The following is a 17,681-nucleotide window of genomic DNA, read 5'->3' as shown; positions in this document are numbered from 1 at the left end:
ATGGTTTTCCAGTCAGTCTGTAGACCGATAAACAACGGGGAAGATGAAGCCTTGTTATGAGCACAAAGAAACACGCCTAACCAACAGCGTGTTATCTAGGATAAATGTTATTCAATAAGGAGGTAGATAATGAATGGATTAGTGTGCTTGTGTTCGGTATATGCTCGATACGAGCGTATGTCCTAGAATGATGTTCGCAATGATGATGATATGATCATTTTGGAGGATGTATGTATAGACTTCGGGAAAATTGTCATTTGAGAGACTTAATCCAAGAAGTGCTCCTATACCTCCAAAGCATACAATTGGGATGACGATGATGTAGACGAAGTTATACACAAGGGTGTGCTTCGAGGGGGGGAAGAAAAGGGAATATCTTCGTTAGAGAATACAATGATATCCATTTCGAGTCAATTGATAATGAAATCGATGTAACAAAAAACACGACTCAACGGATTATCTACTTTGAACAGTTTAATGAAAAAGAAAGATAAATAGAGAAAAAAGAAGGAATGATGTCTAAGTGCTTCCTATTGCTATGAAATTGTTAAAAAGAAGTAGAAAATAATCTACCAAGGCCAATAATAGGAATTTGCAGGAAATTGTGTTGAGGTAGTATAATAATTTGGCATACAAAAATATGGGGCCATAGCTCAGCTGGGAGAGTGCTTCGCTGGCAGCGAAGAGGTCAGGGGTTCGATCCCCCTTGGCTCCACCAAATAAATAATAAATGCAGCCGATGGGCTGCTTTTTTTATTATGGTGGATTGCAAAAGGGGGCGAACCCCGGGGGTCGTCCGCGCGCAAGGAGCCAAAGGCGAGAGAGCACGGCGTCCCATTCTACCTCTAAGGTAGTCATCGTTGAGTGAGCTTCGACAGCAAGAATAATCAGGAATGGGACATCCCGTAAAGGATGGAGCGAGGATTGTGAGCGTAATCACCTTGGCTCCACCAAATGTATAAATCGTACACGATCCAATGGGTCGTGTTTTTTTGCATTGGTGGAGTATAAGAAGGGGGAGCGAACCCGGGGTCGTCCGCGCGCAAGGAGCCAAAGGCGAGAGAGCACGGCGTCCCATTCTACCTCTAAGGTAGTCATCGTTGAGTGAGCTTCGACAGCAAGAATAATCAGGAATGGGACATCCCGTAAAGGATGGAGCGAGGATTGCGAGCGTAATCACCTTGGCTCCACCAAATGTATAAATCGTACACGATCCAATGGGTCGTGTTTTTTTGCATTGGTGGAGTATAAGAAGGGGGAGCGAACCCGGGTTCGTCCGCGCGCAGGGAACCGAAGGAGAGAGAGCACGGCGTCCCATTCCACCTCTAAGGTAGTCTAACTACTTGAAGATAAAGAGAAGGAATGGTACTCTAGGATGAAAATCGCGATAATTATACATAGTATGTAATTTGATAGGAGGATGTGTTATCAAAAAGCTTTTACTTAAGAGATTGCCATTGATCTCACTTGGAGTTATGGCTTATATACTGACAAAATACGCGCAGAACCATCAGGATTGGGCAGAAAAATACAGTAGGTCTGTATATCCGATATTGTCAAAAACAGTAGGATTTGTACCTTCTTGGGTCAAATTTTCTATTAGTGAATGGCTCGTAGTGTTGGTTGTGTTACTTTTTCTATTTTATATAGGTTATTATGTGCGCAAGGTTATCATGAGTAAAGGTGCACGTAGGATGGTAGTTTATCGTGGTACTCTAGGAATAGTTGCAATCTGTAGCGTGATATATTTTTGCTATACTGTTTTGGGTGGAATAAACTATCACAGATATTCTTTTTTGTCCTATACCGAATATCAAGAGGGAAACTACAGCGAGGACGAACTAGTGAAATTGTGTAAGTCACTTGCTGTTGAAATGGAATTGGCAAGGGAAAAGTTAGAGGATACTGCTCTTTTGGCTCAAGTACCGGATAATTTTAATTATTATGCACAACACGCAGTGCTGTCGATGCAAATGTTATCAAAGAAATATCCTGTTTTGGAGCATTCTTTATATTCAACACCAAAACCAGTGGTGATGTCAAAACTAATGTCGCGTGCAGGGATACACGGTATTTTTGTCCCTTTTACTTTTGAATCCAATATTAATGTTAATGTGCCAGTTTTCTTAGTGTCTGCTACTATGGCACATGAATTGGCACATCAGAGTGGTTTTATGCATGAGGATGAGGCAAATTTTATAGCTTATCTGGCATGTAAGCAGCAGGATGATCCAATGATACTCTACAGTGGTTTTTTTCTAGCGTTTGATTATTCTATATCAGCACTAAAGAAAGTTGATTCAGATCAGGCGTCTGATATAATGTCCAGTCTGTCCAAGGCGGTGCAGCATGACATAGTACAAAATGAGCAGTATCGGGATAAGTATGAGGGTGTTATTTCGAGTATTTCAAGAATTGTAAATGACTTATATCTGAAGGCGAATAATCAGACAGACGGTTTGAATAGCTATAGTGGTATGGTAAATTTGTTGCTGGCAGAGCAGCGAGGAATAGAGAAGTATCATTAAATAAAGTATAGATATTATTAGGAGTGAGTGAAATAAACAAAATAAAAGTATTTCCCATTCCATATGCTGGAGCGTCGGTAAATGTATATTGTGATTGGAAAAAACTACTGCCGGATAGATGTGTATATGTGAATTGGCTGGAAGAGGAACTCGATTCACAGAGCCTTGCTACCAGTCTGTTGGTGAAGCAAGTGAAGATATCGCAAAAAGAATAAGTGAACAACATCCATTAATACTAAATCTTCTAAATGCTCTGCCATATTAGGATATTTTGCAGCTATTATACGAACTGAGACGAAGGAACTGGAGTACAAGGACTACGTTGTAATAAACGTCCTGAAAACGATGATCGATAAAGATGTAATTTATCAATAAGTGTGATAAGATCATTCTGGGAATTCCGTCCAATAGTATATTTTAGGAGGTTTAAAATGATGAAAAAGCAGGTCATTGTTGTATCACTTGTTTTTGCTCTTACCTCTTTGTTAATTGGGGGAGCATTTGCTAGTGGGAAAATTTCAATTGTTGTAAACGGTCGAACAGTACCTACTGACGTTTCGCCTCGCAATGTTGACGGAAGAGTCATGGTTCCTATTAGTACGATTTCTAAGGCATTAGGTGCTGATGTGACTTGGGATTCTAAAAAACAAACAGTAATTATTAATCAGAAAAGCGGTACTTCGGCTTCTACTCCTGATCTATGGAATGAAAAATTAAATCTAACTGGGGGACAATGGGCAGACATCGTATCTTTGATTAATAAGTATTTCGTTACATATGATTCAAGGGATGAAGAAGCTTGGAAAAAAACAATAGCCTCTAGTTACTTGAATAACGGTTCAGTCGAACTACCAGGAGGAGGAGTATATCCTTCCATTCTAGAGTTGAAAATAGTTGATGCTAAAAAAATAGTAGATGCTAAAAGAAAAGGGGAAGGTAGGAGCGATGGAGACCAATACAAAGTACGTGTAAAAATAGTTCATTACATGAACTTATCCACACCATTTGTGGCTGAATGGGACTTTGATGTAGCTCCATATATGAGCAAGGGATACCTGATAGATTATGCAAACATAATCAGTGATACCCAATTAAAGAATTATACCGTTTTCCCTGGTTTAACATTCCAAGATGTTTCTGAATAAATATTATATTTATGATATGTAATGAAGCCCATAGCTTATCGGGGAATTTCCTATAAGCTATGGGTTTCCCTTTTTTCAGCGTACTTTCTCTAGTTATTTCTGACAAATTTGGAGCATTTCGCCTCAATGTACAAACTAAAGGATGTGAATCACTTATAGTTCCGCAGGAGAAAACATCGCCAAAGGTCAGACGATCCCTGCCGAAGTGATGAACCAATGGATGAACAGTCCGGGACGGCGTACCAACATCCATATACAAAACGGCTACAATCAATATCTAGTTAAGTTAATTTCAGGATATTTCTGCTTAATTTCGTTCATTTTATTATCGGTGATTCCCTTTAAATTTTTATCAAAGAAGCTCAGTGACATTTCGTTAATCAACTGAAAAATCGCGGGTACATCTGCTCCTGGTTCATTAATGATCGGCGAAACGGCTGCTAAGTCAGTGAAACTGCCATGACTCGTTTTAGGAATTATTGCGGTATACACGCCAGGTTTTTCAATGGTTTTATTTCTCAAGTAGGCTTCCACAAACAACTCATCCCGATTTCCTGGTTCCCGGCTGTTTGCCTCTTTCATAAGCTTAATCGAAGCCTCGGCATTCATCAGCATTAACGGCTTTCCAGGACCATCTTTCGGCATAGGGTCACCATACAATCCGCCATCCATATCAATGGCAGCTTTGATTCTATCATCCTTTACCAACATTTGTGCTGAAGTGGCACCACCAAAAGAATGACCTAACATACCTATATGGTCATAGTCTATTAACTTAGCGATCGGCTTAAATTTATCGTCAAAATCAGCTTTGGTTACTTCATCTAGCACAAATGCGGCATCCTGCTCCCAAAGTTTAATCCGATTGTTTAAAAAAGTGATTGTATTTTCAATAGGTGTAAAATCAACCCGATCTCCATCCGGGAAAACGGTTGTTGCCGCATCGCCTGTAAAGTTAAGAGCAACGATTACATAACCATGACTCGCCAGCTCTTCCAACTGAAAGGTGTTTTGTTGACTGTATAGGCTCATACCATGTGCAAACAATAACAGTGGGAATTTCTTTGTTGCTTGTAAGGGTGTGGCGTCTGTAAACGAATGTGTTTCGGTCAATCCCAAATGAGTGGTTGCGATATAAGGGAATCCCTGTGTAGCTGATATTTGTTTCGTTAATGCATCAATATTCTTATTATAAGGAGCAGGAGAGCCTGACCCTTTTTCGGCTGGATAATAAACCTGTACCATCAATTCACGATATACTTGACTATTTGGAACAACAAATTCTTTTCGATTCTGATCAATAAGATGAAAGGCTTGCGTACCTACCGTATATTCTCCCGTAGGCTTTGGAAATGTGAGCAGGGGAAAAATCGTCGGTAAAGCAATCATGGCAGCAGCCGCGGCAACAATACCTGCCCCTTTTAAAATTCTCACTCCCCTTTTTTTTGATACATTCGTGTTGCGTGGTTTGATAAAAACCTGCAGGGTCAAAAGCACTGTTACGATATAAGCGGGTATCAAGCGCCAGTTGGCCCCGATTGCAAGGATAGTTGCAAATAAGGCTATATAAGTAACCGATAAAATGATGACATTATACTTGGTAACACCACGCTGCTTAAAAAGCAGTAAGATGCTTGATACGATCAGTATAGCTACAAAAATAATCTCTAAGTTTCTCACCATAGAACCTCCATTTCATATACATACATTTGAATGTATGCGGGTAAAATTTTTTACATTCATTTGAATGTAAAATGGCAAAATAATAAACTACTCAATGTAGTTTATTGTTCCTGTACGTTATCAAACAACTCCAGAAAAACATTTTTCAATTCTTCATTGACTATAGGCATGCCAATTCTTTCAAACATTAGGGCGATATGCTCAATTTTCTGAACAAATTCCTCGCGGCTGACGTGAAAGATTCCTGGATTCATCCAGATATCAAAAAGCATTGTAAAAATTTCTGCTGTTTGCTTTGGATACGCAACTTGGATCGAACCGTCTTTATTACCTTCTTCAATGACTTTGTGAATGCCTGGCGCAACAACTCTCATACCTTCTGTAATCCGACTAAAAACAAACTCAGCTGAAATCATTTCGCGAGAAATGGTCGAATGGTCACCGTTTTTTATACTTTGCAGAATCGAATACGTGATTCCTTTTCTTAAACGATCTAAGGCATTTAAGTTTTCTAAATCATCAATATGAGTAAAAACATCTTGCTGGATCATCATCTCTTTGGTAACGGACTGAATGATGTCTGAGATTGATTTGAAATGATGATAGAAAGCACCTCGAGTAATGTCTCCTACATCATCTACAATATCCTGAATCGTTACGTTGTTCCAACCTTTAAGCGTAAATAGTCTAACTGCAGATTCCATAATTCTTTTTCGTGTAATTTCCGGAAATTTATTTCTGGCCATTTTATTTCTCCTACACATACATTTAAATGTATCTAAATGATAAGCGAAGCCCTCAGCTATGTCAACTTGGGCCTAATAGGAGTCTGTCACTCAGCACGGAGGCACTTTTTCTTTGATCAACTTTCAATTGTGTAATGATAAAGAAGAAGATATCGTCCAATCGGATAAACCCATGAATGAATAAGATATTACAGGGCTGACTTTTTACTTAATATCTGAATTTATTAAAGGGAGAGTATGTATGATTCGAAAATATTCGACTGGACCGCTAAATAATCTAACGGAGAAAGACAAGATTGTATCTAAAGATATTGCTGTGAACTCGATAAACCAGCATCAACATAAAAATGCTAGAGTAAGAATCAAAGTGTTTGCATTAAACGGAAAAAAGAAATTGATTCATAACGTTGTATTTACAGTGAAACCGAATGCATCCACATTCAATAGCTTTTTTGTGGGAAATACGAAGCAGTATGAAGTTCAATTTATTACAAATCAATCGAAAGTTCAATTTGCATCGTTTGGGATTAGTCCGAAAGATCGTTATGTTGCCGCGCATCGAGTAATTAACAGTGAATTAACAAGAATCGTATGAGGATGACTTCTCATAATTTCTATCGATCTAGGTGCTTTCTTGAAAAGATGTGTTCGCTAAGCCAGTTATTGTTCTTGGCTCAATTTAAACGCCTAAGTGGGGTTTTCAATCTTAGGCGTTGTTCTTTATGTCGGACACATTTCTCCACTTCCTTCAGATGAATAGTCGCGGTTCTCGGACATGGACTGAAAAGTAATTAGGAAATCCGGTTCTAGCAAGATGAATACATAATTAAGGATTTCGAATGGTTGGTTTGCTCATGTTTAAGATGGAGCGAGCATTGCGTGCGAGCGCGATCACCTTGGCTAACCAAATATAAAAGTCCATCCACCTGAAAAGGTGGATTTTTTGGTTTTTATCAGAGCACGTTTGTCATCCCAAACATATTATTTATAGATGAATGTCATTAGATGAGGCTTTAAGCAGTACTATTCTGCATGAAATCGGAGTTGAAAAAATGGATAGAAAAAAACAAAATTGACCGCGAAAATCATAAAGCCAGAGGATGCAAGGTATGATGAGAAGCGCGGGAACGCAGACAAAGCTATTCGAAGGGCGAAATATTGGGGTTTTCCAGTTCGAATGAGGAATTCAGGGATTTATCGAGGCAAAGGGGTACCTGAAAAAAACAATAAAATTTTTTTCAATAATGAGAAGAATCCCGTAAAGAAGATATATCAAGATGATCACAGCATACTTAATCATCCGATTGGGCCGAGTGCCAACCGATTAATTGGTCAGGGGACAAAAGTTCATGCCAAAGGGAGTATTACTGATGTTCCGGGTATCCTAGTGGGGCACGCAGAGGATAGAAGCGGTCGTACCGGTTGCACGGTTATTTTGTACCCTGAAGGTGCAGTTCCTGGTGTGGATGTCAGAGGCGGTTATCCGGGTACGGAACAGACAGATGCGATTAAACCCGGAACTTCAACGGATCTTATACAGGGGGTTCTTCTTACGGGCGGCAGCAACTTCGGTCTTGCGGCAACAGCAGGTGTCGTGAACTGGCTTGCAGAGAATGGGTACGGTACCCCGACAGATGTTGGACCGCTCCCTACTGTGCCTGCGGCTGTTATTTTTGACCTTTATTATGCGAAAGGCTCCCCCAGGCCTGACGCACAGTTGGGCTACAAGGCAGCACAAGCTGCGAAGTCCGGTGCCGTGGCGCAAGGCAGTGTTGGTGCTGGAGCGGGTGCGACGGTAGGGAAAATCTACGGTACGCCGATGAAGGGCGGGGTTGGAACCGCCTCTTGGCAAATTCCGGGCGGTCCTATAGTAGCCGCTATTGTAGTCGTCAATGCCCTCGGAGATATTTGGAATAATGATCATATCATAGCTGGGGCGCTCGAGCCTGATGGTAAATTCGTTAACCAAACTCGGGCAATTCTTGAAGGAATACCACCAATGCCGATCTCGACCCGGAGCAGAAGCACAACCATCGCTGTCATCGCAACCACTGCAAAACTAGACAAAGCCGAGGCAGGGAGGGTTGCGACACTCGCCCATGACGGAATGGCGCGGGCGATTTCCCCGGTGCATATTCAAGGTGATGGGGACACTGTATTCTGCATAGCTACCGGAACCGATACTAGCGGGCTTATTGGTAATGCCGCCGTGACCGCAGTCGGCACCGTCGCAGCGGTGGTGCTTGAGCAGGCCATCGTCAGAGGAGTAAAGGCAGCCCAAGCAGAAATGAAACATCAACAAAGTAAGAAGTGAAATGAGGTTTCGATCACTTCCAAACTATTCATTCAAACAGCAAAAATGGGCTGAGGACAAGATCCTCAACCCATTTTGTCAACAACCCCTTCTAGACATGGGACTATTTACGTAAAATTCCTATCACTCTTATCTATTAGTGCAACATTTAGGGAATTCCATGTGATTCAAGTTAACTACTTATCCTGATTAAGTTGAGCTCGCAACACGTCTTGGCCAGTTGCAATGGCACCGTCCCTAAGGGCAGTTACGATTCTCCCAAAAACAATATCAACGGGTTGGTTTTCGTCATTTACTGCATCGAGAAGATGTTTGCCGATGTTGTTAGCGCCGCTTTTTAAAGTTGAATCAAGGAAACTCTTGAAAAATTCTTTGTGTTTATCAGACATGTATCTCACCCCCTTCCGATAATACGGCTATCCCCCTGAGGTATAGTCTGATAGGATTCGACTTACTGCTAGCGTCGACGAACTAACATCAGGAGTGGTTTAGAAGGAGAGATATTTCTCTTCTTTTTCTAAGGCCATTTCATGCACCAGCTATTTGGCTTTTTCTTTCGCACGTCTTTTTGCACGATCCTTCGCCCGATCTTTCGCGCGTTCTTTCGCGCGTTCTTTCGCGCGTTCTTTCGCACGTCTTTTTGCACGATCCTTCGCACGATCCTTCGCACGATCCTTCGCCCGATCTTTCGCGCGTTCTTTCGCGCGTTCTTTCGCGCGTTCTTTCACACGTTCTTTCGCGCGTTCTTTCACACGTTTTTTCACGCGTTCTTTCACACGTTTTTTCACGCGTTCTTTCACACGTTTCTCCGCACGTTCTTTCGCACGTTCCTTCGCACGTTCTTTCGCACGTTCCTCCGCGCGTTCTTCCACATGCTCATTCACACGTTCTTCCGCATGCTCATTCGCCCGTTCTTCCACATGTTCCTTCACACGTTCTTCCGCATGCTCATTCGCCCGTTCTTCCACATGTTCCTTCGCCCGTTCTTCCGCGCGTTCTTTCGCCCGTTCTTCCGCCCGTTCTCTCGCCCGTTCTTCCGCGCGTTCTTTTGCACGTTCTTTCGCCCGATCTTTCGCCCGTTTCTCTGCACGTTCTTTTGCACGTTTTTTCGCGCGTTCTTCCGCCTTTTCTTTTGCTTTTTCATTCTCCTTTTCATTATCAAACCAAGCAAGGAGGGCGTTGCCTACAGTTCGAGTAGCTTCAATCAAGATGGAAGAAGGTCCTTTGTTTGGTATCTTTTCAACTGCTGGTTTTCCTTCTAGCTCTTGCAGCTTTTGCTTGGATAGCTGCTTCCATGCCGAATTTTGTGTTTGACTCTCCAATTTTCTAAAGTACGTAGCCGCGTCTTGGTTCTGGCCTATCTTAGTGTAAGCCTCACCGAGTTCATAGATGAGTTCCAATTGTTTTTCAGTGTCAAGCGTGTCAGATGGTGTATTGAGGACGTGGGTGAAATCTTCAATCACCGTCTTCGTCCGATGGAAGTACTGCTCTGGGAGATTGTAAGAGGACTTGCCGCGAAGCAGTCGGATCGTACTGTCGTGTGGGTCGGCGGCTACCGCATTGTCGAGCATTTTCAATCCCTGTTTTGACCATTTCAATTTATCAGATGCCTCTGTTTTATCTCTTGCAATCAATATCATGGTGCTGCCATAGTAAGCACCAACAAGAGGATGATCTGGATCATCGGTGTGAAGCTGTTCTAAAATCTGATGTGCTTCTTGAACAGCAGCCGCACTCCCAGCTACGCCATCCAGATACAGTTGGATAGCTAGGGTGAGTCTTTCATTGAACGGGTCAGACGGAGTAGATACCTGATCTGACACGGAATTTAGAACAGATTCGGTCAATGAAGCATGATCATCGCTCGATGTTGAAGTCTCATTTAAGTCTGAGCCTTCCATATCGCTGGGATTAAGGTTTGTCACTCAATTCATCCTCTCTGTACTCAGCATGAACACATTGCTCGCTTGCATGATTCTAATCATCTTTTTTCTTTGGATACATGGAGGCAAGACGCTGTGAGACTTCATTCGCCTTGACGGGATTGCCGCTATTTTCGTAGGCTTTGCTCAGCTTTCGAAGTACTCTTCTGACTTGTTTGTGGGTAAGGTAATTTGAATCTTGTTGATAACGGTCAAGGAGGAATGTGAAGTCCTCGATCGCTATTCTCGAAGAATAGAAATAAGACTCCGGCAGATGCAGGCAGACACTTCCGCGTAAGAGGCGAATTTCTTTTTCGTTGGGATCCATTTCTACTGCTTGATTCAATACCTCCAGACTCTCGAGTGCTTTTTCTTCTTTCTCAACAAGTTTGACGGCATCACGTGATAAGAGGGCTAATGAACTACCGTAATAGGCTTCAATAAGCGCATGATGAGGCTGGGTCTCACGGAGCCTTAAAAGCTTCTCATGCGCTCTTTTCGCTGCCTGTTTGTCTCCATCAACTCCATCTTGAAGAAGCTTTTTTGCGATCTTGAATTGTTTTTCAGGAGTGCTGTCAGATGACATGTATGCCTAACCTCCAATTTGCTTCGCCATTCATTTGAAAGTCGAGTCCCTCTACGCCAACAACTCATGATTTCGAAGGTTATATAATTGCTACGATATGCGAGTCCCTACTGCATTGATTGGATGAAAAAATCAGTTTTCAGAAGATATACAGTTGTCCGAGTCAAGGGTGACATTGCCTGCATTTCATATAAGGATGACTTGGAGGGATGGGGAGTACAAAAAACATTGAGAGAATGCTAGACGAATAACATGCCGCAGGTGTGGACTGAAAATGGTTAGGAGGATTTTTATGAAAGCACAAACCCATAAAATGAAGGTAACCGTGGACGAACATACATCCCATCTAGAACAATTCAAAGCATTTTTCACGAAATTGGATGAGGATGGAAGCACCATTGAGAAGCTGCCTCGGCAAAAAATTGAAGAGTATCAGTTACAAGCAATTAACGCCACGCTTGCTCATGTTTGGGACCGCAATGAATATTATCGTTCAAAGCTGGAAGAAGCAGGCTTTACAGTGCCGGAGATTGAAAGCCTGGAGCAATTAACAAATGTACCGCTATTGAATAAAGACGTCATTCGAGGCGATAAGCAGAAGATCTTATGTGTGGATCCGAAAGAAATCGGGCAGGTTCACCTTACGAGCGGTACTTCGGGAAAGCCTATTTATACCTCGTACTCGTTAGCTGATCAGTATGTCTATGATTTGCTCCCGAAATATTTGGAATTATTTAAGGAAACGGATGTTGATGTGGTAGCCGTCGCCTTGCCTTATGAATTTGCTCTGCCTGGTCTTGGGTTTCAGCGGTTGTTTCAGTTTGCATTTGGAACGGCAGTACTGTCACTTGGCAAAGGCGGTTACATGGCTCCCGTCGATAAGTCATTAGAATTGATGAAGGAGTTCCAAGCTACCGTTCTGACTACGACGCCCTCTTATGCGGCGCTTTTGGCTGAAGAAAGCGAGCGGTTCGGCATCAAAATAGGTGAAGACATACGATTGAAAAAAATAGTGCTTACAGGTGAAGGCTGCTCCTATAAATTCCGTGAGCGTTTGGAAAAATGGTGGGGATGCGAAGTATCCTTCTTCTACGGATCGACCGAATGTGGCGTCGTCGCGGTCGAATGCAGTGAGCACAAAGGTTATCACGTGATGGAGGGACATGTAAAAGTCGAAATTATTAATCCAGTTACGCAGGAAAAGCTTCCTTACGGCAAGACGGGAGAAATTGTGGTAACGACGCTGTTGCGCGAGGCCATGCCAATGGTGCGTTATCGCAGTGGGGACATCGGATATTTACAGAAATCCAAATGTGATTGCGGTCTCACGATGGACGTCCTTCATTTGAGAGGAAGAATGGAAAGCATGATTCGATTGGGGGATGAGGACTACTCACCGTTCCTATTAGAACAATTTTTGATGGAAATTCCAGATGTGGGTATGTGGTATCACTTCAAATTGAATCAGGGATCATTCAAGATTGAAGCCGAACCGTTTCGGACGGAATTAACAGATGAGCAATTGGCAACGAAAATCCGGAAGCATATGACGGATCGAATCGGCATTGATTGCGAAGTGGAAATCAGACATGATATTCCTCGGACTTTTGGCAAAGCAACGCGAATATTCACGTAAGACAGCTAGGAGCATGGGGCCAAGGATTCGCATTAACCATCCTAAAGCGCCGTGTTACGCCGAGAGGAGGTGCCCTTATGACCGATATTCAGAGGGAGCGGGAGGAGAAGTTCAAGAATTTATTAGTACGCCTAATAAAATCTCCTCTATATCAGGATCGATTAGCGAACTATAACATCGATGATATCGGGATGGAGCACATTCAAACACTGCCCTTGACAACGAAAGAAGATCTCCGGAATGCCGGTACTTTCGGACACCTAGCTGTCGAAATGAGTAAGATTGCCCAATACCACGAATCCACGGGTACAACCGGAGAACCTTCCGCTTCTTGGTTCACGCATGAAGATATGCGAGTAGGCGGAAGACAGCTTCAGGAATGCGGAGTCCGATTAACAGCGAATGATCTTGTGCTGATTCGATTCCCGTATGCCCTGGCGCTGCCCGCCTTCTTAATGCAGCAAGCTGCTTGGCAGACAGGAGCAGGGGTTGTACCTGCAAGCGGACGTACGGTAGTTACACCATATCCGAGAGTATTAAGTCTTATGAAGCGCCTACAAGTTACCGTATTAGCGGGGCTTCCGCGCGAAATGGAGCTTCTGGCTGAGACAGCGCGTCTCATTGGTTTGGATGTGAACACAGAATTACCAGCGCTACGGGCTATATGCGTTGCTGGTGAGTTAATGAGCGAGAAACGCAAAGAGCATATCGAGAGGCTGTGGGGTGTACCCGTTTTTAATATGTATGGTTCGACTGAAACCGCGAATATTGCAACCATGTGTGAGTATGGATCGATGCATATCGTGGAGCAGGATTTTTACGTGGAAGTGCTGCATGAAGATGGTTCAGGCCCTGTTGCTCAAGGGGAAAGAGGGTTTGCGGCGATAACAACGCTCACACATCAAGCTTCTCCTCTGTTGCGATACTTTAATGAAGATATTATCTCCGTCGAACCTTCCAAGTGTGTTTGTGGGCGAGCAATGGGCAAGTTGATGCATTACGGTAGAAGTAAGGATCGAATCGTAATCGGTGATACGATTCTAGATGCTTATGACATCCAAGAAGCTGTCTATTCGTTGACACCTGCCCCAGATGCGTGGAAGGTATTGGAGCAAGAAGAGGGATTGTACGTTCTTCTTGATTCGCACGATGCTGGACAATGGAGTAGGGAGGACATCCAAACTCGATTAGCTGAAAAGCTTCATTTACCAATCACCCTTCAAATCATTACCGACGCAACGCTTCTCGATCGAGTTGGGCTCGTGAATAACGCGCCATCGACCAAACCGGTATATATCCAGAAGCGAAATAAAATCTAAGCTGATGAGGGAAAGGCTGCAGTCAATTGTGAAAAAGAGGGGTGTACTCGTATTGAGCGACAAATGGAAACAATTAATTACGCAATGGGATGGAATTAACCAACAATTGCTTGATCTGATGAACGAACGTGCACGAATGGCTGCGGAAATCGTTCAAGAAAAGAATAAGCAGGGCATTTCACATGCGGAGCCAGTTGGCAACCAACAACTACTGAAAGAGCTTGCTACCCATTCTTTGGCGAATCCTGAAATAAAAAAAGAGGCTCCTGCCGAGCGCAAGCTTCTCGTTAGCCGCCAGCATAAGAGTGAGGATACCGTTATTCAAGTAAATCATACTAAAATCGGCGGCTCTTCGCCTATTATCGTCGCTGGCCCCTGCTCTATTGAAAGCAGAGATCAGCTGCTTACCGTTGCTTCCGCAATGAGGAATGCCGGCATTACCGTCTTACGAGGAGGCGCGTATAAACCGAGAACATCACCGTATGATTTCCAAGGCCTTGGTGAAGAAGGATTGAAAATCATGAAGGAAGTGGCTGATGAGACGGGGATGGTGACGATCAGTGAGATCATGAGCCCTATGCATATTGACACGGCAGCTCGTTACATTGACATCTTTCAGATTGGTGCCCGCAATATGCATAACTTTGATTTGCTGAAAGCCGTTGGCCAAACTCAAAAGCCTGTCTTGTTGAAACGCGGTCTCTCCGCCACGCTCGAGGAATTCGTATTTGCGGCTGAATATTTGCTATCCAGCGGGAATAACCAAGTTATGTTAATTGAGCGCGGAATTCGCACCTACGAGAAATGGACGCGTAATACACTCGATATTTCTGCTGTTCCGATATTGAAACAAGAGACCCATCTCCCCGTTCTCGTGGATGTTACCCATGCGACTGGTCGTAAGGATATTATGCTTCCATGCGCGAAAGCAGCGTTAGCGGCTGGCGCGGACGGTATTATGGTCGAAGTGCATCCGAATCCGCAGGTTGCACTTTCTGATGCGAAGCAGCAGTTGAATCTTGACGAATTTCACACCTTTTTGCAGGGTCTCCGCGATTCCGGTCTCTATCGTTAGCAGCAAGTTATCATACCAGAAGTTGCTGTACACAGGTTATATATCAACACGAGCTGACATACGGCTAATGGAGGTAACTGTATGACAGATACCGATGGCAAGGACTCGCAGTATGCGGGGAAAGCATTGGACTTTTTGCAGAAACTGATTTTCGATTTGCTATTAGTGACAGATGGAAGGACAACAGATTTGCTGGAAACCTTGTTGGATGAAAAGATGCTCGTAACGGTCATTCGACAAGAGCAATTGAATGAAGTACCTGCTGATTATCAAGTGGACTCCTCTGACGCTTCTTTATATCTGAGAGAATCATTATTGATAAGCGACAAAAGTGACTTTATCGTTTCTCACAATATTGCAATCGTGAATTCAAAGTACGTACCCGCTTCTTTGTTTGAGAGTATTGCTCATAGACAAGAGGGGATTGGCAAAGCAATCAGCTCGATGGGATTACAATCCTATAGGAAAGTGGTTGATTCTGGGCTCAAGGGCGAAGAAGAGGCTGTTGATCTGTTCCGAAAGCCTCTCAATCTTCGTATCCCTGATCTGCACACTACAATCCCTTATAAGAGATATGACATCTATTTTCAGGTATTTCCAGGGATTCATATGCTTGAATATTTTAATCCAGAAGTCATTAGATACCGAGTAAACAAGGTTCTCAATTCCAAAATGGAGGGATAAAACATGAGTGAGGAAATGAAAGAACAGAAATCAACGGATAAAGAGGAAAAAGAAAAGGCAAAAGAGCAAGCTAAACTTGAGAAGAAAGCAAAGAAAAAGGAAGAAAAGAAAGAAAAGGAGAGACTGAAAGAACAGAAGGAGATTGAGAAAAAAGCTAAGAAAAAAGAAGAAGAGCAAGCAAAGAAGCAAGAAAAAGCACAAAAGGAGCAAGAAAAGGCACAAAAGGAGCAAGAAAAAGCACAAAAAGAGATTGAGAAAGAGCAGCGTGAAAAAGATAAAAAGGAAAAAGAAAAAGAAAAAAAAGCAAAAGAGAAGGAAAATAAAGAGTAATAAATACATGAAAATGTAATAGGGACTGCTTTCTTATTATCGTTGAAGGAAGTGGTCCTATGTTTTCTTAATAATTCAAACCATGCTCTCGTAGCAGATGCGTGTCCAACTCAAAAAAACCTCTGGTCAATAACGTACGTTCATCAACCGAGAGGAGAAAACACGAAACAGAGAGTCAACCCTTTTATTTAATTGTAGCGATGGCAAAATTCACTTTCTCTCCATATTGCTTTTCTGACTGTTTTTCATTTGTTCTGCGAATTCCATACCTGAATTCACCAAATGCTCACTGGCATGTTGTACGCCAATTTTAACGGCTGCGAACAGCTTTCCAGCAGGAATATCGGATGGTTGATCCGCATCCTCCATCGCTTCAATAATTTGCTTCTCTGCCACATTCGCGCCGCTTTTCACCGCTACGGAATAGGTATTGGCGAAGTGTAAAAATCCGTTCTTCACATCACTAAAGAACTTCGACATCCCTTGATTACTCGTTGTCAATTGCGTCATCTCCATTCTAAAATCATCTAATTCGGTGGTCTTTCTTGCTCATCATTGAGTTGCAATTCTTTTTCTTCAGATAATTGCTCACTTGTCGAAACACTTTCCAAAGGTGCTTTCGGATCATCCTTTAGCATTGGAGCTGGCTGAACTTGGATGGTTCGTTCTTTTCTCTCCATGAAAAATTTTAATATTGCAACAATGACTCCGACCAGAAGGACAAATGTCAGTACACCGGCTAGGGTTAGTCCGAGAATAAAGATTACACGATCTGCAAAGCCCATTTCCTTCCTATCCATGTCAATACTCACATCCTCTCACAATAGTCCAGTATATGTATGGAGTGCCTCGATAATATGGACACATGAGTACCCTCCAGCGTAATTCCACGATTGTCTATTCCATAAGGAGGATAAAGAATGAATTTCACTTTATTTCGAAATGTAGCTTGTCTGTTCCTGGTTGGATCACTTATGATCTCCCTGCAAACGCAAAACTACATATTGATGAGTTTGTGGGTATGCTGTACTGGATTGCTTTTCATTTACAAGCCAATGCGATCATTTCTCCTGACAACGATAGGTTTGGGTGTCGGATTTGCTCTATACCTATTCATAAATTCAAATTGGATTATTGATTTGGAGCCCAAGGAATGGCATATCCTTCTCAACAGATTGTCACTGATTTGTATCCTCATTCCCTTGCTTGTCTTAGCGCTTATTCAAAAATTACCTTTTATGCTGTATGCGAAAAAACCGCTTTGGAACGAGCGGATAGATATACCATTTATTTGGTCGGGCTTCCGTCAATCCAAAGTTAAGGTTTTCTTGCCCGTCGCAATTGCAGCGACTTCTGTAGCTTTTATGCCGTTTGTGATTCGAAACGGATGGGGACACGTGCAAGAGATTTGGTTATTCGCGCTCGCTTTTTCATTCATAAATGTGTTGGAGGAGATCATCTGGCGAGGGGTGCTTCTTAGCCGGTTCTCTGAACAATTAGGTGATAAGTGGGCAGTGATTGTGACTAGCGCAGGGTTTGGTTTACAGCATTATTCCCTTGGATTTCCTTGGGGCGTTTGCATCGCCTTTGCGCTGGGTGGGCTGTATTTGGGAGGAATTACGATCAAATCCAACAGCCTCATTCCTGTCGTGGTCTGGCATACGTGGATGAATGTTCTTATGATTTTCAGTGGTCTGCTCTTATAGCCGCGAG

At 42.8% G+C, this 17,681-nt stretch carries 18 protein-coding genes, 1 tRNA gene and 1 pseudogene; 13 read left to right on the top strand and 7 right to left on the bottom strand.

Going from position 1 to position 17,681, the window contains the following annotated elements; genetic code table 11:
- Window positions 1-642 precede the first annotated feature (642 nt).
- The 5 genes and pseudogenes from PBN151_RS16160 to PBN151_RS31965 all read left to right on the top strand — a co-directional run.
- A tRNA-Ala gene (locus tag PBN151_RS16160) sits at window positions 643-718 on the top strand.
- Between the two features lie 739 nt (window positions 719-1,457).
- Window positions 1,458-2,528, top strand: a complete 1,071-nt coding sequence (locus tag PBN151_RS16155) for a DUF3810 domain-containing protein (protein WP_072729836.1) — start codon at window positions 1,458-1,460, stop codon at window positions 2,526-2,528.
- Window positions 2,529-2,551: 23 nt separating this feature from the next.
- Complete coding sequence (locus tag PBN151_RS31970; protein ID WP_227774732.1) at window positions 2,552-2,743, top strand: hypothetical protein; 192 nt, start codon at window positions 2,552-2,554, stop codon at window positions 2,741-2,743.
- A 216-nt stretch (window positions 2,744-2,959) separates the two neighbouring features.
- Window positions 2,960-3,673 (top strand): copper amine oxidase N-terminal domain-containing protein, encoded by a 714-nt coding sequence (locus PBN151_RS16145; protein ID WP_072729804.1) that lies wholly within the window; start codon window positions 2,960-2,962, stop codon window positions 3,671-3,673.
- 148 nt (window positions 3,674-3,821) lie between these two features.
- Window positions 3,822-3,924 (top strand): annotated as a pseudogene (locus tag PBN151_RS31965) (CAP domain-containing protein); the annotation flags it as partial.
- Between the two features lie 19 nt (window positions 3,925-3,943).
- Here PBN151_RS31965 and PBN151_RS16140 read toward each other — a convergent pair.
- Window positions 3,944-5,356 (bottom strand): alpha/beta hydrolase family protein, encoded by a 1,413-nt coding sequence (locus PBN151_RS16140; protein WP_072729803.1) that lies wholly within the window; start codon window positions 5,354-5,356, stop codon window positions 3,944-3,946.
- A 101-nt stretch (window positions 5,357-5,457) separates the two neighbouring features.
- Window positions 5,458-6,102, bottom strand: a complete 645-nt coding sequence (locus tag PBN151_RS16135; protein ID WP_072729802.1) for a TetR/AcrR family transcriptional regulator — start codon at window positions 6,100-6,102, stop codon at window positions 5,458-5,460.
- Between the two features lie 241 nt (window positions 6,103-6,343).
- Between PBN151_RS16135 and PBN151_RS16130 the strand changes: the two genes are divergently transcribed.
- Together PBN151_RS16130 and PBN151_RS16125 are read left to right on the top strand one after the other, a co-directional pair.
- Complete coding sequence (locus tag PBN151_RS16130; RefSeq protein ID WP_052648887.1) at window positions 6,344-6,697, top strand: hypothetical protein; 354 nt, start codon at window positions 6,344-6,346, stop codon at window positions 6,695-6,697.
- A 477-nt stretch (window positions 6,698-7,174) separates the two neighbouring features.
- The gene (locus PBN151_RS16125; protein WP_227774730.1) at window positions 7,175-8,416 is read left to right on the top strand and encodes a P1 family peptidase; all 1,242 of its coding nucleotides are present in this window, start codon (window positions 7,175-7,177) and stop codon (window positions 8,414-8,416) included.
- 176 nt (window positions 8,417-8,592) lie between these two features.
- On the opposite strand, the gene PBN151_RS16120 is transcribed toward PBN151_RS16125, so the two are convergent.
- The 3 genes from PBN151_RS16120 to PBN151_RS16110 form a co-directional block, all read right to left on the bottom strand.
- Window positions 8,593-8,805 (bottom strand): hypothetical protein, encoded by a 213-nt coding sequence (locus PBN151_RS16120; protein ID WP_021259718.1) that lies wholly within the window; start codon window positions 8,803-8,805, stop codon window positions 8,593-8,595.
- Between the two features lie 150 nt (window positions 8,806-8,955).
- The gene (locus tag PBN151_RS31960) at window positions 8,956-10,317 is read right to left on the bottom strand and encodes a cell envelope integrity TolA family protein (RefSeq protein ID WP_227774728.1); all 1,362 of its coding nucleotides are present in this window, start codon (window positions 10,315-10,317) and stop codon (window positions 8,956-8,958) included.
- 76 nt (window positions 10,318-10,393) lie between these two features.
- Window positions 10,394-10,924 (bottom strand): hypothetical protein, encoded by a 531-nt coding sequence (locus tag PBN151_RS16110; protein WP_072729801.1) that lies wholly within the window; start codon window positions 10,922-10,924, stop codon window positions 10,394-10,396.
- A 292-nt stretch (window positions 10,925-11,216) separates the two neighbouring features.
- On the opposite strand from PBN151_RS16110, the gene PBN151_RS16105 reads away from it, so the two are divergent.
- From PBN151_RS16105 to PBN151_RS16085, 5 genes are all read left to right on the top strand, one after another.
- Window positions 11,217-12,560, top strand: a complete 1,344-nt coding sequence (locus tag PBN151_RS16105; protein WP_072729800.1) for a phenylacetate--CoA ligase family protein — start codon at window positions 11,217-11,219, stop codon at window positions 12,558-12,560.
- Window positions 12,561-12,637: 77 nt separating this feature from the next.
- Window positions 12,638-13,879, top strand: coding sequence for a phenylacetate--CoA ligase family protein (locus PBN151_RS16100; RefSeq protein ID WP_072729799.1), 1,242 nt, complete (start codon window positions 12,638-12,640; stop codon window positions 13,877-13,879).
- A gap of 52 nt (window positions 13,880-13,931) precedes the next feature.
- Window positions 13,932-14,954 carry a bifunctional 3-deoxy-7-phosphoheptulonate synthase/chorismate mutase gene (locus PBN151_RS16095; protein WP_175560733.1) on the top strand — a complete coding sequence of 341 codons (1,023 nt, stop codon included), beginning with the start codon at window positions 13,932-13,934 and terminating at the stop codon, window positions 14,952-14,954.
- 81 nt (window positions 14,955-15,035) lie between these two features.
- Complete coding sequence (locus PBN151_RS16090; protein WP_072729797.1) at window positions 15,036-15,638, top strand: 4-hydroxybenzoate synthetase; 603 nt, start codon at window positions 15,036-15,038, stop codon at window positions 15,636-15,638.
- Window positions 15,639-15,641: 3 nt separating this feature from the next.
- Complete coding sequence (locus PBN151_RS16085) at window positions 15,642-15,968, top strand: hypothetical protein (protein ID WP_072729796.1); 327 nt, start codon at window positions 15,642-15,644, stop codon at window positions 15,966-15,968.
- Between the two features lie 210 nt (window positions 15,969-16,178).
- On the opposite strand, the gene PBN151_RS16080 is transcribed toward PBN151_RS16085, so the two are convergent.
- Together PBN151_RS16080 and PBN151_RS16075 are read right to left on the bottom strand one after the other, a co-directional pair.
- Window positions 16,179-16,478 (bottom strand): hypothetical protein, encoded by a 300-nt coding sequence (locus PBN151_RS16080; protein WP_227774726.1) that lies wholly within the window; start codon window positions 16,476-16,478, stop codon window positions 16,179-16,181.
- A 17-nt stretch (window positions 16,479-16,495) separates the two neighbouring features.
- On the bottom strand, window positions 16,496-16,768 hold the full coding sequence (locus PBN151_RS16075) for a hypothetical protein (protein WP_072729795.1): 273 nt from the start codon (window positions 16,766-16,768) through the stop codon (window positions 16,496-16,498).
- Window positions 16,769-16,942: 174 nt separating this feature from the next.
- Here PBN151_RS16075 and PBN151_RS16070 point away from each other — a divergent pair, with 174 nt between their 5' ends.
- Entirely contained in the window at window positions 16,943-17,674 is a 732-nt protein-coding gene (locus PBN151_RS16070; RefSeq protein ID WP_227774724.1) for a CPBP family intramembrane glutamic endopeptidase, read from the top strand.
- Window positions 17,675-17,681: the final 7 nt, after the last annotated feature.

It is taken from the genome of Paenibacillus sp. NAIST15-1 (genome assembly GCF_001894745.1).
In the GTDB taxonomy this organism is placed as follows: Bacteria; Bacillota; Bacilli; order Paenibacillales; family Paenibacillaceae; genus Paenibacillus_B; species Paenibacillus_B suaedae.
The sequence above is the reverse complement of the archived record's forward strand: the minus strand, read 5'-3'. Positions and strand labels throughout refer to the sequence as shown.